General features: G+C 27.5%; 16 protein-coding genes, 2 tRNA genes and 2 rRNA genes. 5 read left to right on the plus strand and 15 right to left on the minus strand.

Annotation, left to right across the window (positions count from 1 at the left end; translation table 11 throughout):
* Positions 1–167 precede the first annotated feature (167 nt).
* Both OW763_RS04055 and OW763_RS04060 read left to right on the plus strand, forming a co-directional pair.
* Positions 168–1,532: a PLP-dependent cysteine synthase family protein gene (locus OW763_RS04055; protein ID WP_268039775.1), complete on the plus strand. Its 1,365-nt coding sequence runs from the start codon at positions 168–170 to the stop codon at positions 1,530–1,532.
* Positions 1,533–1,731: 199 nt separating this feature from the next.
* Positions 1,732–2,064, plus strand: a complete 333-nt coding sequence (locus OW763_RS04060) for a hypothetical protein (protein WP_268039776.1) — start codon at positions 1,732–1,734, stop codon at positions 2,062–2,064.
* Between the two features lie 92 nt (positions 2,065–2,156).
* Here the strand turns inward: OW763_RS04060 and OW763_RS04065 are convergent, their stop codons facing one another.
* From OW763_RS04065 to pepV, 6 genes are all read right to left on the minus strand, one after another.
* Positions 2,157–2,705, minus strand: coding sequence for an NADH peroxidase (locus OW763_RS04065; protein WP_268039777.1), 549 nt, complete (start codon positions 2,703–2,705; stop codon positions 2,157–2,159).
* Positions 2,706–3,264: 559 nt separating this feature from the next.
* Positions 3,265–4,155: a polysaccharide deacetylase family protein gene (locus tag OW763_RS04070; RefSeq protein ID WP_268039778.1), complete on the minus strand. Its 891-nt coding sequence runs from the start codon at positions 4,153–4,155 to the stop codon at positions 3,265–3,267.
* A 19-nt stretch (positions 4,156–4,174) separates the two neighbouring features.
* Positions 4,175–4,405, minus strand: coding sequence for a hypothetical protein (locus OW763_RS04075; protein ID WP_268039779.1), 231 nt, complete (start codon positions 4,403–4,405; stop codon positions 4,175–4,177).
* Between the two features lie 236 nt (positions 4,406–4,641).
* Positions 4,642–5,604, minus strand: coding sequence for a P1 family peptidase (locus tag OW763_RS04080; RefSeq protein ID WP_268039780.1), 963 nt, complete (start codon positions 5,602–5,604; stop codon positions 4,642–4,644).
* A 191-nt stretch (positions 5,605–5,795) separates the two neighbouring features.
* Positions 5,796–6,392 carry an ECF transporter S component gene (locus OW763_RS04085; RefSeq protein WP_268039781.1) on the minus strand — a complete coding sequence of 199 codons (597 nt, stop codon included), beginning with the start codon at positions 6,390–6,392 and terminating at the stop codon, positions 5,796–5,798.
* 248 nt (positions 6,393–6,640) lie between these two features.
* Complete coding sequence (pepV, locus tag OW763_RS04090) at positions 6,641–8,029, minus strand: dipeptidase PepV (RefSeq protein WP_268039782.1); 1,389 nt, start codon at positions 8,027–8,029, stop codon at positions 6,641–6,643.
* Positions 8,030–8,239: 210 nt separating this feature from the next.
* On the opposite strand from pepV, the gene OW763_RS04095 reads away from it, so the two are divergent.
* Positions 8,240–8,803 carry a tetratricopeptide repeat protein gene (locus OW763_RS04095; protein ID WP_268039783.1) on the plus strand — a complete coding sequence of 188 codons (564 nt, stop codon included), beginning with the start codon at positions 8,240–8,242 and terminating at the stop codon, positions 8,801–8,803.
* Between the two features lie 47 nt (positions 8,804–8,850).
* Here OW763_RS04095 and OW763_RS04100 read toward each other — a convergent pair whose 3' ends face one another.
* The 3 genes from OW763_RS04100 to OW763_RS04110 form a co-directional block, all read right to left on the minus strand.
* A complete protein-coding gene (locus tag OW763_RS04100) occupies positions 8,851–9,027 on the minus strand; it encodes a small, acid-soluble spore protein, alpha/beta type (RefSeq protein WP_268039784.1) in 177 nt (58 codons plus the stop codon).
* Between the two features lie 79 nt (positions 9,028–9,106).
* A complete protein-coding gene (locus OW763_RS04105; protein ID WP_268039785.1) occupies positions 9,107–9,964 on the minus strand; it encodes a M15 family metallopeptidase in 858 nt (285 codons plus the stop codon).
* Positions 9,961–10,866, minus strand: coding sequence for a WG repeat-containing protein (locus OW763_RS04110; protein ID WP_268039786.1), 906 nt, complete (start codon positions 10,864–10,866; stop codon positions 9,961–9,963). Before OW763_RS04110 ends, OW763_RS04105 begins: the two co-directional genes overlap by 4 nt.
* A gap of 402 nt (positions 10,867–11,268) precedes the next feature.
* On the opposite strand from OW763_RS04110, the gene OW763_RS04115 reads away from it, so the two are divergent.
* Positions 11,269–11,637: a hypothetical protein gene (locus OW763_RS04115; RefSeq protein ID WP_268039787.1), complete on the plus strand. Its 369-nt coding sequence runs from the start codon at positions 11,269–11,271 to the stop codon at positions 11,635–11,637.
* 77 nt (positions 11,638–11,714) lie between these two features.
* Positions 11,715–13,157, plus strand: a complete 1,443-nt coding sequence (gene cls, locus OW763_RS04120) for a cardiolipin synthase (protein WP_268039788.1) — start codon at positions 11,715–11,717, stop codon at positions 13,155–13,157.
* Between the two features lie 57 nt (positions 13,158–13,214).
* On the opposite strand, the gene OW763_RS04125 is transcribed toward cls, so the two are convergent.
* From OW763_RS04125 to OW763_RS04150, 6 genes are all read right to left on the minus strand, one after another.
* Positions 13,215–13,424: a hypothetical protein gene (locus OW763_RS04125; protein WP_268039789.1), complete on the minus strand. Its 210-nt coding sequence runs from the start codon at positions 13,422–13,424 to the stop codon at positions 13,215–13,217.
* 252 nt (positions 13,425–13,676) lie between these two features.
* Positions 13,677–15,755 (minus strand): elongation factor G, encoded by a 2,079-nt coding sequence (gene fusA, locus OW763_RS04130; RefSeq protein WP_268039790.1) that lies wholly within the window; start codon positions 15,753–15,755, stop codon positions 13,677–13,679.
* A gap of 351 nt (positions 15,756–16,106) precedes the next feature.
* A tRNA-Asn gene (locus OW763_RS04135) sits at positions 16,107–16,181 on the minus strand.
* 6 nt (positions 16,182–16,187) lie between these two features.
* Positions 16,188–16,304, minus strand: a 5S ribosomal RNA gene (gene rrf, locus OW763_RS04140).
* Between the two features lie 88 nt (positions 16,305–16,392).
* Positions 16,393–16,467, minus strand: a tRNA-Asn gene (locus OW763_RS04145).
* A 90-nt stretch (positions 16,468–16,557) separates the two neighbouring features.
* Positions 16,558–16,650, minus strand: a 23S ribosomal RNA gene (locus OW763_RS04150); the annotation flags it as partial.

The following is a 16,650-nucleotide window of genomic DNA, read 5'->3' on the forward strand; positions in this document are numbered from 1 at the left end:
TATAGATTTATAAAAATACTTAGTTAGTAACCTAGTATGCCATATAGGAATACTATTTAATAAGAATAAAATTAATCATTGTTTATTCTTATTCGTTATCCATATTCAATTGTTATTTAAATATAATATAAATTATCGTAATATTTTTATTAGTAGGAGGCATTTGTATGAAGAATATAAATTATTACCCAACATATGAAGAAATGCTATATCCTGAAAAAATAAATAAACATCTTCGACAAAAAGCTATAAAAGCACTTAATAATGATGAGTTAAACACTCTAAATTTACTTAATCTTACTTGGAAAAATCAAAATAATACAGTTAGGAAAATAGTTCTTCCTCCTAAACTTACAGGCGTTAAAGCAAATATAGTAGTATTATTGGGTAAATATTTTCCATCTGGTTCTCATAAAGTAGGTCCAGCTTATACTACATTAATAGAAGGTTTTGTTGATGGAAATATACTTCCTGATAAAAACACAGTTTTATCTCCTTCTACAGGAAATTTTGGTATCGGATCAGCCTATATTTGTACACTTATGGGATATGATTCAATCGTTGTTATGCCTGAAAACGTAAGCATAGAAAGACATCAAATAATAAAAAAATATGGTGGAAAACTTGAATTAACACCAAGTTGCGATTCAGATGTTATATTAACCTTGCAAAAAACGTATGAACTTGTAAAAAAGAATCCAAGCTATAGAATATTAGCTCAATTTGAAATATTTTCAAATTATAGATTTCATAGATATGTAACTGGTAACTCTGCAATACAAGCTGTCAAAAACTTAGGAAATGAAAAGATAGCTTGTTATTGTTCAGCACCAGGTTCAGGTGGAACTTTAGCTGCTGGAGATGAAATAAAAAAAGTTTTTCCTAAATGTAAAATTGCTGCTGTAGAACCATATGAATCTTCAACCCTTTCAACTGGACGTAGAGGACAGCATAGAATTGAAGGTATAGGAGATAAAATGTGTACCTTAATTCATAATGTATTAAATACAGACTTTGTAGTTTGTATTAAAGATGAACAAGCTATGTTGGGACTTAAAATTATACATGATTGTACTAAAGAACTTAAAAAATTAGGTATTGATAAAGATACTGTTCAATACATGAAAAATCTTTTTGGACCATCTGGAATATGTAATATTATTGCCGCAATAAAAATGGCTAAACAATTAAACTTAAGTGCTGAAGATAATGTAGTTACAATCGCAACTGATGGTTTTGATAGATATGGTTCAGTTCTTAAAAAATTAAATACTCAATATAAACACATTGATACTTTTACAATTAAAGAATGGATAAACAATATATTTCTACAACAAACCCAAGATTATATTTATGATTTTAGAGATAACAATTCGAAAGAAAAATTATATCTTCAAAAAGAAAAAGATTGGATTAAATTTGGTCACTCTAAAAAATATCTGGATTCTATGAAAAATATGAGTTTTTGGGATAATGAATATTCTCAAATCAAAGAATATGACAAAAAAATTAAAGCATTAAGACAAAAATAAAAGCTATAGAATTTATTAAATAAATATAAATAAAAGATGAATTTTAAAACGCTGTCCACAATAAAATTTATATTTTACATCTGAAATTTTTAATCATATAATTTTCTCATTTATAATAATCTATATGTTATAATAAATATTATTTTATATATAGTAAGATTTTCTAAAATCAATTACTATATTCTAGGGAGATATTAATATGAAAAAATTTTTAAAATCTTTATTAAAACATATAATATATATGATTATTTTAATTTCTATAACTTTAGTTATATGCTTTGCAACAAGTCATTTCAGAGATCATAAATTTAGTTCAATTAAAATGTTTATTGGAATGGCATATATGCTCATTGGATTATTAAGCGCTTGTGGAAATCTTACTTTTAGAGGAAACTTTAAATTTCAGCAGTCTCGTAGTGCAGACTTTAGAAGTTTGAATGATACCATAAGAGAAGATTTTCAATTTCAAGATAAATCTTTAAATTTTATGGCTTTTATGTCAATAAGCGGTTTTATAATATGTATGATTTAGCTATAAAAAACCATGCTTGATATAATTCAACCAAGCATGGTTTTTAAGTTAACTATTTAGGTAATATATCAATAATATGATCTTCTAAACCTTTATTTAAAATATCTATTAAGCAATCCTCTAAATGCGGAACCATGTCTAGCCTCATCTTTACACATCTCATGAACAGTATCGTGTATTGCATCGTAATTTAATTTTTTAGCTAAAGTAGCTAATTTTTTCTTACCTGCACAAGCACCATGTTCTGCATCAACTCTCATTTGAAGATTTTTCTTAGTACTATCAGTTACTACTTCCCCTAAAAGCTCTGCAAATTTAGCAGCATGCTCTGCTTCTTCAAAAGCAATTCTTTTATATGCTTCTGCAACTTCTGGATATCCTTCTCTATCTGCTTGTCTGCTCATAGCAAGGTACATACCTACTTCAGTACATTCTCCCATAAAGTTAGCTCTTAATTCTTCTACAACTTCAGTATCTACATCTTTAGCTATTCCAATTATATGTTCATCTGCCCATTCTAATTTATCATCTTCTAATTTTTCTATAAATTTATCTTTTGGAGCTTTGCATTGAGGACAAACTTCTGGAGCCTCATTTCCTTCATGAACATATCCACATACTGTACAAATAAATTTTTTCATTTTATACCCTCCTGATTAAAAATCCTTTTATTTATTTATTTCTTTAATAATTTTTATTAATTAATAACGATTGTTGTTTGCTATGTTTATACTATATAGTAATTTTTATTTTTTTTCAATTAATAAACAGCCTAATATTTAGCGTTTAATTAAATTAGCTCTTAAATTCTAGTATTTACTCTTTACTATTACAACATAGATTTATTTTTTTGTAAATTAATAAAATTTGAAATTTTAGGACAACTTTAATTATTATTATATATTAATTTGATATTTATTTCATATGTTTCTAATTTAATTCTTTTTAATAAATAAGTAATATCCACAATTAAAAAATTCAAATGCCAAATGCATGTTTTGTTGTGAGCAACGTCTTAAAATTCTTCTTTCACTATATTCTAAACGTATTCTAACCTCTAAAAATTTTTTTTGGAAGTAGTAAAGATTGACACTTGCATATAGTTATATATTTTTAAAATTCTACAATTTTTTCATATAACTAATTTTGCTATATAAAAGGAGTATAAATATAGAAATTTCTATATTTATACTCCTTTATCTATTTTACTTTTTTAAATTGAGGTTTATATGAATTTTCAGAAAGCACATCAAAAATAAATCCTTGTTTTTGAAGTCCTTCTATAATCTCTGGTAATGCTTGTACAGTTGTTGTCTTTGGATTTAAATCATGCATTAAAATATTAGCCTGCTTCTTTCTTTTACTATAGTTTAATACTGAACTTACAATTTTATCTTTGTCTTGTCTATATTTTGATGCATCTGTGGAATCTACATTCCAATCAAAATATACATATCCTTCTTTATCCATTTCTTTGATTATCTTCGTCATTATATCGTTCCCACCATATCTATGGCTTTTAGTATTATTAGAACCTCCATTATATCTAATCATTTTAGACATTGGCTTTCCAGTAATATTAGATATAAATTCTTCTAGTTTCTTAGCATTTTCTTTGAAACTATCTACTGATTTATAAATTTTATCATAATCATGAGAATATCCATGATTGGCTATAACATGTCCATTTTCGTCTATTTTCTTATATAGATATTCTAAATTTTTATGAGCATTTACAAACCAAGTAGCTTTAATATCATATTTATCTAATATATCTAATATATCTTGTGTATTACTTGATGGTCCATCATCAAAAGTTAAATAAGCTATTTTAACATTTTCCATTTTCTTTTTATATAAATTTTGTTTTTCTTCTATATTAGCTAATAATTTTTTATTTTTCTCAGCTAAATTTTTCTTATTTGTCTCTATATCATTTATTTGTGTTTTTAAATTACCATTTTTCCTCTGCATCTTGATAACTTTTGCTTCCGTAACTCCTGCAACTGAAAGTAAAACCACAAAAACAATAAAGAAAAGACGTCCTATCCATTTTGATTTTGAACGTGTTCGTCTCCTTGAACGTCTCATTATCCCATCCCCTTAAAAATTATTTTAATTTATTTTCTATTTCATCAATTTTTTTCTCAATATCTAAATGATTTTTACTTAATTTATCATTTTCTTTATTTAAATTACTTTCTTCTTGTTTTAATACTTGCAATTTAGTTTGTAAAGAATTATTTTCAACAACAAGCTTTTTGATTTTTTGGTTACCAAAAAAAGTCAAAGCTATAACTGTAATACAAAAGCATAATCTAATTATATTTTTACCTCGCATTATTTTATCTCCTTTTCAATATTTTTCTAACATTCGACACTATTATAATTTGTTTAAAGTCAAATAAGGTTACAATACTGTAACAATTATAACAGCTACACAGAATATTTTATAATGTGACAAATGCTTATTACAAGCACAAAAATAGAGCATAGATATAATCTACGCTCAAAAACGTCACTTTTTCTTATTTTCTTACATATTATTAATCTTAAACTAGTAATTTTGTAAATAAGTTACTTTAAATCTTTAAAACACTTAATGTTACATAAGCTATCGGTATTTTTCACTGCATTAACTACAGCTCTTTCCATAACTCTAGCTGCTAAAAGTCCTATTACATTAACATCTGCTTCTATTTTACCTGTAGCAGCGGCAAATATTGTATCTCCATCATACATTGTATGCACTGGGTATATTGTTCTCGCAAATCCATTTTGTGCCATAGATGCTACCTTATTAGCTTGAGCCTTAGTTAATTTTGCATTAGTAGCTATAATTCCTATTGTAGTATTTCCATTAAACAAATTGTTTTTATTGTCATACTTAGCTATCATTAACTCCTCTGTATTAATAAAATCCGTTTTATTTTCATTTAATACTCCTGCAACTATTTTTCTATGCTCTGGATCTACAACATCACCAAGGGAATTAACAGCTACCATGGCGCCAACCTTCAACTCACCTACTTGAACAGCATAAGTCCCAAGCCCACCTTTCATACAATATTCTTGTCCTAAAACTTTTCCAACAGTTGCTCCTGTACCTGCCCCTATATTTCCTTCTCTATATTCTTTATTACTAGCGTTTAAACATGCTTTATATCCCATTTCTTTATCTGGTCTTATTTTATGATCCCCTATTACTAAATCAAATAGTGCTGCACCACACACTATTGGTACTTTTGTAACTCCTACATCAAAGCCAATACCTTTTTCTTCTAAATATTTCATTATACCAGCTGCTGCATCAAGCCCAAAAGCACTCCCTCCAGTTAAAAGTATTCCATGTATTCTATCCACCATATTTACTGGATTTAAAAGATCCGTTTCACGTGTTCCCGGAGCTCCTCCTCTTACATCTACTCCAGCTGAAGCTCCTTCTTCACAAATAATAACAGTACACCCTGTAGCAGCTTCTAAATTTTGTTCATGACCAACTTTTATACCTTCTATATCAGTAAAATTTATAATTTCCATTTTATTCACTCCTCATAGTTTTAATTTTATCATAGTTGACAAATGACATAGGACAATTGATTTACAATATTCTTAAATCGTGAATCAAAGTTATCCACAATTTTAAAAATTTATAGCTTCTTATATTATAAGAAAAGTAGTAAAAGTTCGTCCAAACTTTTACTACTTTATTTCTATATCTTTATATATAATTAATTTCTTCTTACTTTTTTAACTGCCATAACTACAGCAACAGTAATTATTACTGCAACAATAACTTCAGGAATTCCATGGGTAACACCAATTCCTAAAATTGTTTTTCCCACAACATCTTCTGAAATTTTATTAATTTTTGCAAATGGAGCCGCATATAAAATATACATCATTCCTAAAAATCCTACAGTATTAGTTATAGTACCAAGGGCTGCTGCTACCCCTACTTTTAAACTTTCTTTTTTTGATGGCATAAGCTTATATCCATAATAAGCTACAACACCAATAAGTATTCTAGGAACTACTGATACTAGTGGATTAAGAAATGCAAATAAAAGCACACTCCCTGTAGTCATCGCACGAATAACACTCAACACTCCAAATATAAGTCCCATAATAACACCGGCTACCGGTCCTTCTAAAACAGCTGCAATAATAACCGGTATATGCATAATTGTAGCTCCAACTGGCGGTATTGGTATAATACCAAGTGGTGTAAACCCAAGTATTACTGCTATTGCAGATAACATAGCAAGAGTAGTAAGCCTTTTTGTACCCGTCTTTCTTTTTGATCCTGTTTCAAAATTTCTCTCCATATTTTTTACCTCCGTTCTTATTCCTTATAGGATATAAGTCGAATAACTGAAACTAACTATTAAATTTTAGATTTTTAGTTCAGTTTCTTTACAGAATACCGACTTGTTAATATTCTATCATTTTTTTATATAAATTCAAATATTTTTTTAAGTTAATGTTTTAAAAATATTAACTAACTTTAAAATATATTCATATTTTTAATATTAGTATACTTAAAAAACCGCCTTTTAGGGCGGCTTAATCTTAATTACTTTGCAAGTTCATATATAGCATGAGCATAAATTTTTGTATTTCTAATCAAATCATCTATTTTTATGTACTCATTTGGCTTATGAATAAGTTCTGGTTCTCCTGGGAATAATGGTCCAAATGCAACTATATTAGGCATTTCTTTAGCATATGTTCCTCCACCAATTGAAAGTAATTGTGATTTTTCTCCTGTTTGCTCTTCATATACCTTTGAAAGAGCATTTATAGTTGGATGATCTTTTGGAAAATATAAAGGCTTTTGGTGATCCATATTTTCTACCCTTATTCCACTTCCATCAATAGTCTTATTAAATCCTTTCATCATTTCATCAAAAGTACATGTAACAGGATATCTTAAATTTAATGTCATTGATATTTTCTCTTCATTCATGTATACTGTTCCAATATTAAATGAAAGTTCACCAGAAACTTCATCTTTAAGTCCTACTCCAAAAGATTCTCCATTAGTTTCCAAACCAATATATTTATTCATAAAATCTATAAACTCTTTTATATCGCTCTTTTCTAATTCAATCTCTCCTATAACCGCAAATAGCTGCATTATAGCGTTTTTACCTAATTCAGGAGTACTTCCATGTGCAGAAGCTCCTATTGATTTTATAACTATTATTCCATTATTAACTTCTGCACTTATGTCATATTCCTTTTTATCTTTAAAAGCTTTTATTATACCTAAAACTTTTTCAATATCATTACTTACAATACCAGCTTCACAATAATCTGGTACCATATTAGCTTTTTGTCCACCTCTTATATATTTTACAAAATTTCCCTTACCTTTAACCTTTAAGTCTTTAACTATATCAAAAATTGTGAGTCCTTTTTCTCCATTTATAATTGGATATTCAGCATCAGGTGTAAATCCTGATACTGGTGCTTTTTCTGTTTTGAAATAATGACCTATTTCTCCACATCCACTTTCTTCATTTGTTCCAAAAATAATCCTTACTCTTTTAGAAATCTTAATTCCTAAATCTTTTATTGCCTTTAACCCATAAACCGAAGCTATCATAGGTCCTTTATCATCCATGGTTCCTCGTCCATACATTCTATCATCATGTATTTCAGCTCCATATGGTGAATAAATCCATCCGTCTCCTTCTGGAACAACATCTAGATGTCCCAGAATTGCTACATAATCATCACTTTCACCATACTCAGCATAACCTACATAGTTATCTAAATTAACAGTTTTAAATCCAAGAGTTTCACATAAATTTAAAGCATATTTAAGTGCATTATAAGGACCTTCTCCAAAAGGCATTCCTTCTTTTGGCTCTCCTTCTACACTTTTAATTTTAACTACTTCTGCAGTTGATTCTATAATTTTCTCTCTCATTTCATCTATTTTTTTGTTTAATTCCATTTACTCTCTCTCCCTTAATTGCTTTATGTAAATACTATATATATTATAAGCTGTTTATATTCTTATTATCAACTTCTATTTATCCTTAACATTTTTTTAAAAGAATAAAAACAACTTATATAAAATATTATATTTATAAATAACATAAGTTTAAAATTAAGTTTTTTGTTAATAATTACAATATAATAATTAAATAAAGGGGCTATATATATGAAAAATAGTTTTGAAATAACTGAACTATTAGAAAAAAAAATACTGGAATATATCTCAAAGGGTAAAAATTTAATTAACCAAGATAAAATAAATAATGGTTTTGAAATGTTTAATAAAGCTCTTCATTTTTGTAATAAAATAATAGAAAAAAATAAAGCTGATTTTTCTCTCTATTATAAAAAAGCTTATATCTTAACAGAATTAGGCAACTTATATGATGCAATTAAATGCTATAACGAATGTTTAAAACTAAAACCTGATTATTATGAAGCCTATTGTCAAAAAGGAGAACTTTTGATAACACTATGTAATCACAAAGAAGCATTAAATACATATTCTAAAGCTATTGAAATAGATAATAATAGAAGCGATGCTTATATGGGTAAAGCACTTGTTTATATGGATTTACAAGATTATTCTATGGCTTTTCCATTAGTAAAAAAAGCTTATCGATTAGACCCTTGTGATGAATGGTGTAAATGCTACTATATGCTAACAAAAAATATGTTAAATAAGTCGAATTCCAGTAATACTAATTTAGTTATACCCTTTGAACCATAAATGTAAAGCTAACAGAATATGGTGTTCTGTTAGCTTTACATTTATTTTTATTGCATCTTAGTTCTTTGTTTATTTAGTCTCTGCTTATCTTTTCCTAATTTCTTGGATTCATTGGAATAGCCTATTTCATTGGAAGTTTCCATTTTTAATTTTGATAGCTCTTTTTTAGTCTTTTGACCCACTTTTTTATTAGCCTTACTGTTTTTATTATCTTTATGTGACATTATTGTACCTCCAAATCATATATTAAAGAATTTCTATCTTATTGTTACCAAAATTCTAAAATATATAATCTTCATAAAACTATTCCTTCGATATAAATTCTTTAATAGATATATCTAATAACGGATATTCTTTGCAATTACTATCATTAAAATGCCACCATTCACTATTTATTATAGTAAATCCATTTTCTTTCATAACTTTAGTTAAATACTCCATGTTTTCCCTAGCTTCATCACATATTTTAATATTTTTTCTAGAAGCTTTTATGGAAAATTCATCAAATTTCGAAGGCATTAAAAGCTCTTTTCCATCACTATCAATTAATGTTATATCAACAGCAGCCCCCCTATTATGATTAGAACCATATTTAGGATTTGCAAAATATTTTCTATCCTCATCTGATACTGTATCCCAAAATACCTGTTGAAAATGACGTGGTCTGTAAGCATCCCATATTTTTATTCTATATCCTTTTTTCTTAAATTCTTCATTTGCTTTTATAAGTTTTTGAGCAGTTTCCTTTCTAAGAAGCACCAATGCATCAGAATAAAATTTTCTATGTCCAAAATTATTTTCTGATGCATACCTTAAATCACAAACTATACTTTCATCTAAATAATTTATTGCTACTAATCCTTTGTATTCTTTACTTGCTCTTAATTTTTTAACTTGTGATTTTAACCATTTATTTTCTTCTTCAAACTTTTCTTTAACCTCTGATAGTTTATCATTATTTTGCTTTAACTCATTATTTTCAAGTTGAAGTTTATCATTTTTATTTCTCTCTTTATCTAAATCTTGTTTTATTGTAAGATTTGTCTGCATTAATTTATTAGAATTATTAATATACACAATAGTACCTAAAGTAACACTTAAAATAATTATAAATATTATAGTAGGTATTACTTTTTTGTTATCTGGTATTTTAAACATCATTTTTTTGGCACCCAAATATATTCTCCAGATTTATTTATGTAGCCTTTTTTACTTCCTTTTTCCACAGCTGCGATACCATTAACAAATTCATACGCTTCACTAAACTTAGGATCTATAACCATATTTCCTTCTATATCTATATATCCCCATTTTTCTTCAACTTCAACTGCTATTAGTCCTTCACTTATAATATCAACATTATCATATTTTATTGGAATTGTTATACTACCATTTTTATCTATACATCCATATTTTTCGCCTTTGCTTACCACTGCATATCCATCATAGAAATCATATGCTTCATCATATTCTGGTTCTATAACCATTTCACCTTTTTTATTAATAAATCCGCAACCATTTTTAACTATAACTGCGGCTAATCCTTCATAGAAATCATTAGCTTCAATAAACTTAGGCTGTATAACAACTTCCCCTTCTCCGTTTATATAACCATATTTTTTATTGATATCTACTACTGCTAATCCTTCTTTAAAGCTGTGAGCATATCCATATTTAGACTCAATTATAATTTTACCTTCTTTATTTATATATCCTTGCTTTCCACCTATTTGAACTAATGCTAAATCTTCATTAAAATCATAACCGTCTAAAAAATCAAATGGTATTATTTCTTCACCTTTTTTATTTATATATCCCCATTTATATCCTAACTGTGCCGCTGCTAAATTTTCTTTAAAGAGATTTACTTTTTTATATTTAGCTTCTATTACTATATCTCCTGATTTATTTATAAATCCATATTTATCTTTAACACCTATTATAGCTAAATCATCATTAAACTCTTCTGCATAATCAAATTGAGGTTCTATAACTAAATTACCTTTATTGTCTATATATCCATATTTACCTTTTACTACTACGGGATAAAGCATATCTTTCATTATTTATCTCTCCTTCTAGTTAATTACGATAATATTTATATTTACCATATTATATTCTACCATATTATATTATATTATGTGTTAGAATTAAATCATTAACATACTGAGAAAGGATTTGAGTCCGATGAGTAATAAAAAAATTAATTGCCGTAACTGTAAATATTTTTATATAACTTGAGATGCAAAATCTCCTTACGGTTGCAGCGCTTTAGTATTTAAGAGCAAACAAATTCCATCTCTTGTAGTTTTTCAAGTAACAAGACAAAATTGTTTATACTTTAATGCAAAATTTAACTGATAAAATAACTACTAAATAAAATTAAAACCTATTATTTTTAAATAAAATATCTTATAATAACTATACTAAATAAGTATAAAAATAAAATTTCAGAAGGTGATACTTTGAATAAAAAATTAGACATTACTATTTCAGAAGAGGCTTCTTTTGAGTTAAAAAAATTATTACAAATCTATAAAAATGACTATTCATGTGTACGACTATCATATGTTAGTGGTTGCTGTAAAAAATCTATTATTGATATATACTTAGATGACTTTAAAAACAAAGAAAATTTTACAACTGAAATTATTCATTCAATACCATTTATATATAACGATTCTATCAGTAACAATATAAAAAACATTGAATTAATTTATAAAAATTCATCCTTTATGATCAAAAGTATTTCTAAAAAAAATTCTTCTAGTCTTTGCTCTAATGAACATAAAAATTGTGAATCTTGCGGAGGATGCAAAAAAACTAATAGATAAAATTTTAAATAAAATTATAATATATTTTATAGTATTATAATTTTACTTTATTTTATAAAGGAGCTGATATATTTAATATGAAATATATATTTCAAATATCTAGTATATTAACCTATTTAAACCTAATCTTTGTAATTATCGTAATATTCTTTGAGAGAAAAAACGCTTCTACTACATGGGCATGGTTAATGGTATTGGCTCTATTACCTGGTATAGGTTTTTTCTTATATTTAATCTTAGGTCAAAATTTGAGTAGAAGAAAAATGTTTGATTTAAAAACAGAAGAAGATAAATTTCATAAGGAACTATTATCTCAAGGAAAAGCTTTTATACAAAATCATATCGATTTTTACGATAAAGATATGATTGATTTTAAAAATATGATGTATATGCACCTTACTAATAGTCAATCCGTATTTACTCAAGATAACAATATTGATATTTATACAAATGGTGATGATATTTTTGATTCTTTAATAAATTCTATCAAAAATGCAAAAGACCATATTCATATGGTTTATTATATTATAAAAAATGATAATCTAGGAAATAAAGTTGTAAAAGCCCTTACTAAAAAAGCTGCTGAAGGAATAGATATAAGAATTCTATATGATGGTATGGGAAGTATTCAGTTACCTAAACATTTTTTTAATGAATTAGAAAAAGCTGGAGGTAAAGTAGCTTGTTTCTTTCCTTCCATTTTACCTCTTATAAATATCCGTGTAAATTACAGAAATCACAGAAAAATTGCTGTAATAGATGGTAAAGAAAGCTTTATAGGTGGTTTTAATATAGGTGATGAATATTTAGGAAAAAGTAAAAGATTTGGTTATTGGAGAGATACTCACCTAAAAATAACAGGAAGTGCTGTAGATTCCCTTCAGCAAAGATTTTTACTTGATTGGCGATATGCTTCTACAGAGAAAATAGCTTTTGATAAAAAATATTTTCCAAAAAAAGATTTTTATAAAGGTATCGGTGTACAAATTGTATCTAGTGGACCTGATTCTGAATGGGAACAAATAAAAAATGGTTATCTTAAAATGATTCAATCAGCTAAAAAAAACATTTATATTCAAACTCCTTATTTAGTACCAGATGATAGTATAACTGAAGCTTTAAAAATAGCAGCATTATCTGGAGTTGATGTAAGAATTATGATTCCTAATAAGCCAGATCATCCTTTTGTTTACTGGGCATCTTATTCTTATATAGGAGAACTAATGAAAGGTGGTGTAAGAAGCTATACTTATGATAAAGGCTTCATTCATAGTAAAACAATTGTAGTTGACAGTAAAGTAGCATCTGTTGGCACTGCAAACATGGATATACGAAGTTTTAAGTTGAATTTTGAAGTGAATGCATTTATATATGATAGCACTACAACTAAAAAACTTGAAAAAATATTTGAAGAAGATATTAATAATTGCACAGAAATCACAAAAGAATTATATGAAAAAAGATGTGTTAAAATCAAACTTAAAGAATCTATATCAAGACTACTTTCCCCTATATTATAATATGAAAATGTTAACCGTTTTGCTAAATACTATTCTTTACAAAACGGTTAACATTTTCTACCTAAAAATCTGTCCATCACTTAATATTTCTTTTAATTTTCCATTTTGATCATAAGTTTGAGCTACCGAATGTAACGTTGGTACATCTTTCGTATAATCTTCTACATCATAATATCCTGTAAGACTATTTCGCTCTGTTCCATAATAATGAGGAATATTTATTGAATTATCATTTGCCCCTTGAAATTGATCTGTATATTTTTCCATCTACTAATCCTCCTTTGATTAATAGTTTTTTATTAATGAAAAATTGTTATTTATATTAATGTTAATAAATTAGATTAACATTATATTCTTTAGATTTATTTATTCTTATTTTCTGTACTTTTGCTTAAAATATTCATAGTTAAAATTAATTTCGTAAAATATAGCAATTAATCTTCTTTCAGTTTATTACTTTTTAAATTATTTGATAATAAAAAAAATCTTGAGTTTAATTACTCAAGATTTTTTTTATTATTATTTTTCTTTATTTGCTTTTTCAATTATTTTTTTAGCTTCATCTTGTGGAACTTCTTCATATTTTTCAAATTTCATATCAAAATCACCTCTAGCACTTGTCATTGACCTTAAATCATTAGCATATTTAAACATATCTGCTAATGGTACTTCAGCAATAATATTTTGACCATCTTTAATAGGTTCCATTCCTAGAACTCTACCTCTTTTCTTATTTATATCTGCTATTATATCTCCCATATATTCATCTGGAATTTGAATTTCCACATGCATAATAGGTTCTAATAATATTGGTTGAGCTAACTCAATTCCTTTTTTATATGCCATAGATGCTGCTATTTTAAATGCCATCTCAGATGAATCAACAGAATGATAAGAACCATCATAAAGAGTTGCTTTTAATCCGATCATTGGATATTTAGCAAGTACTCCATGCTGCATGCACTCTTTTAACCCTTTTTCTACAGCAGGTATATATTGTTTAGGTACTACACCTCCAACTATCTTATCCACAAATAATAATTCATCTTCTCCATCATCTCTTGGTTCAAATTTAATTTTTACATCTCCGTATTGTCCATGACCACCACTTTGTTTCTTATGCTTTCCTTGAACCTCAGCTGTCTTTCTTATGGTTTCTCTATAGGGTATTTTTGGTGTTTCTAGCTCTATTTCTACTCCAAATTTATTTTTTAATTTATTTGCTATTATTTCTAAATGTGTTGAACCTATTCCAGAAATAATTGTATCTGCATTTTCAATATCTCTAGAAACTTTAAATGTAGGATCTTCTTCTAAAAGTTTATTTAACCCTGAAGATATTTTATCTTCATCTCCTTTAGATTTTGTTAATACTGCCATAGACATCACAGGTTTAGGGAATTCAATTTGTTCAAAAGCTATAGGTGAAGACATTTCACATAATGTATCTCCTGTACTAGTATATTGTAGTTTAGCTACAGCACCAATATCTCCTGCAGTTATTTCTGAAGTAGGTATCTGTTCTTTTCCTCTTAAAAAATACATTGACCCAAATTTCTCTTGTTTATCCTTATTAGCATTATAAACAATACTATCGGATTTAGCTTTTCCTGTCATAACTTTAAACATAGATAATTTACCAATGAATGGATCTGCTATAGTCTTAAATACCATTGCTGAAAATTGTGTATTTTCATCTATTCTTACCTCTATCTCTTTATTTTGTTTTAAATTAACAGCTTTTATTGGTTTTGAATCTTTCGGACATGGGAAACATTCTAATATATCTTCTAATAATGTGTTTACTCCAATTCCTAAATATGCAGAGCCGCACATTACTGGTGCTATCTCGCCTTCTTCTGCTCCCCTAATAAGACCATTATATATTTCTTCATCAGTTAAGGAACCTTCTTCAAAATATTTATCTAGCAAAACTTCATCAGTTTCTGCTACAGCCTCCATTATCATTGTCTTACATTCATCAATTTTATCAATTAATTCTTTTGGAATTTCTCCCTCTTCCATATGCCTTGTTTTAGGATTAAATATTCTAGCTCTTTTTGATATAACATTAACAACTCCGTTAAAAGTATTTTCTTTACCTATTGGATATTGTATTGGCACCACTGAAATTCCAAATTTTTCATTTAATTGTGATAAAGCTTTGTCGAAATCACTATTTTCTCTATCTAATTTATTTATAAAAAATGCTCTAGGCATATTATGTTCATTAACATATTTCCAAGCTTTTTCTGTACCTACTTTTACTCCTGATACTCCTGACACAGTAACTATAGACATGTCAACAGCTCTTAGACCCTCTATCATTTCTCCTACGAAGTCAAAGTATCCTGGTATATCAACCATATTTATTTTTATATTCTCCCATTCGCAAGGTAATATCGTTGTTGATATTGAAATTTTTCTTTTTTTCTCTTCTAAATCATAATCACTAACTGTAGTTCCTTCTTCAACTTTTCCAAATCTATCATTAGCTTTTGTATAATATAGTATTGCTTCTGTTAATGTAGTTTTTCCAGATCCACTATGTCCTATAAAGCCTATATTCCTTAAATTTTGGGTCATGTATTCTTTCACAAAAATTCCCCCTTACATTTGTATTACTATATTGGTTAATTAATATATTCTATTTGTAAATATAAATTCCTTTTAATTTAACTAAATATTCAGAATTGTTTTAAGTGAAATGATTATTTGACTCAATATTCTACACTAAATATATTACTCCTATTTTAAAAATATATTCCAAAACAAACAAAAAAATATCTACTGATAAACTTTTTTAACACACTAAATATTTTGATAATTAAAATTATTTATATTAAAATTATCTATAAATTAAAAATATGATAATTACCAAAAAAATTAAAAATAGCTATATACTTTAAATATTAAAGTATACAGCTATTATCTTTACAAAATAAAAAATGGCTCCGCGGAGAGGACTCGAACCTCCAACCTATCGGTTAACAGCCGAGTGCTCCACCATTGAGCTACCGCGGAACATTTACCTGGCAGTGACCTACTCTTCCACATCGTCTCCAATGCAGTACCATCGGCGCTTTGAAGCTTAACCTGCGTGTTCGGAATGGGAACGGGTGTTACCTTCAAGCCATAACCACCAGATGACCAGACATCCAAAATCTTTGATTTTGTGATGGTCGGTTACTCAGCTCACAGCTGAGTTTCCTTTTAACTTATTCATTTTTTAAAATGGCTCCGCGAAAAGGATTCGAACCTTCAACCTATCGGTTAACAGCCGAGTGCTCCACCGTTGAGCTATCGCGGATTATTTTAATTAAGAGTTTACAGTTAACATTAACTATACTCTCTTGTTTTGAAAGAAATTATTCTTTCAAAATTACACAGTGATATTTATTTGATCAAGCCCTCGACCTATTAGTATCGGTCAGCTGAACACGTTACCGTGCTTACACCTCCGACCTATCAACCTGGTAGTCTTCCAGGGGTC

The organism is Clostridium aestuarii (assembly GCF_026735135.1).
GTDB classification, from domain to species: Bacteria; Bacillota; Clostridia; order Clostridiales; family Clostridiaceae; genus Clostridium_H; species Clostridium_H aestuarii.

Bases quoted from the DNA above. Each gene is read 5' to 3' on its own strand.
- OW763_RS04070 (WP_268039778.1), bottom strand. From the start codon at position 4,155: ATGAGACGTTCAAGGAGACGAACACGTTCAAAATCAAAATGGATAGGA.
- OW763_RS04075 (WP_268039779.1), bottom strand. From the start codon at position 4,405: ATGCGAGGTAAAAATATAATTAGATTATGCTTTTGTATTACAGTTATA.
- OW763_RS04085 (WP_268039781.1), bottom strand. From the start codon at position 6,392: ATGGAGAGAAATTTTGAAACAGGATCAAAAAGAAAGACGGGTACAAAA.
- OW763_RS04055 (WP_268039775.1), top strand. From the start codon at position 168: ATGAAGAATATAAATTATTACCCAACATATGAAGAAATGCTATATCCT.
- OW763_RS04080 (WP_268039780.1), bottom strand. From the start codon at position 5,604: ATGGAAATTATAAATTTTACTGATATAGAAGGTATAAAAGTTGGTCAT.
- OW763_RS04125 (WP_268039789.1), bottom strand. From the start codon at position 13,424: ATGGAAAAATATACAGATCAATTTCAAGGGGCAAATGATAATTCAATA.
- OW763_RS04065 (WP_268039777.1), bottom strand. From the start codon at position 2,705: ATGAAAAAATTTATTTGTACAGTATGTGGATATGTTCATGAAGGAAAT.
- OW763_RS04100 (WP_268039784.1), bottom strand. From the start codon at position 9,027: ATGTCACATAAAGATAATAAAAACAGTAAGGCTAATAAAAAAGTGGGT.
- cls (WP_268039788.1), top strand. From the start codon at position 11,715: ATGAAATATATATTTCAAATATCTAGTATATTAACCTATTTAAACCTA.
- OW763_RS04110 (WP_268039786.1), bottom strand. From the start codon at position 10,866: ATGAAAGATATGCTTTATCCCGTAGTAGTAAAAGGTAAATATGGATAT.
- OW763_RS04060 (WP_268039776.1), top strand. From the start codon at position 1,732: ATGAAAAAATTTTTAAAATCTTTATTAAAACATATAATATATATGATT.
- OW763_RS04105 (WP_268039785.1), bottom strand. From the start codon at position 9,964: ATGATGTTTAAAATACCAGATAACAAAAAAGTAATACCTACTATAATA.
- pepV (WP_268039782.1), bottom strand. From the start codon at position 8,029: ATGGAATTAAACAAAAAAATAGATGAAATGAGAGAGAAAATTATAGAA.
- OW763_RS04095 (WP_268039783.1), top strand. From the start codon at position 8,240: ATGAAAAATAGTTTTGAAATAACTGAACTATTAGAAAAAAAAATACTG.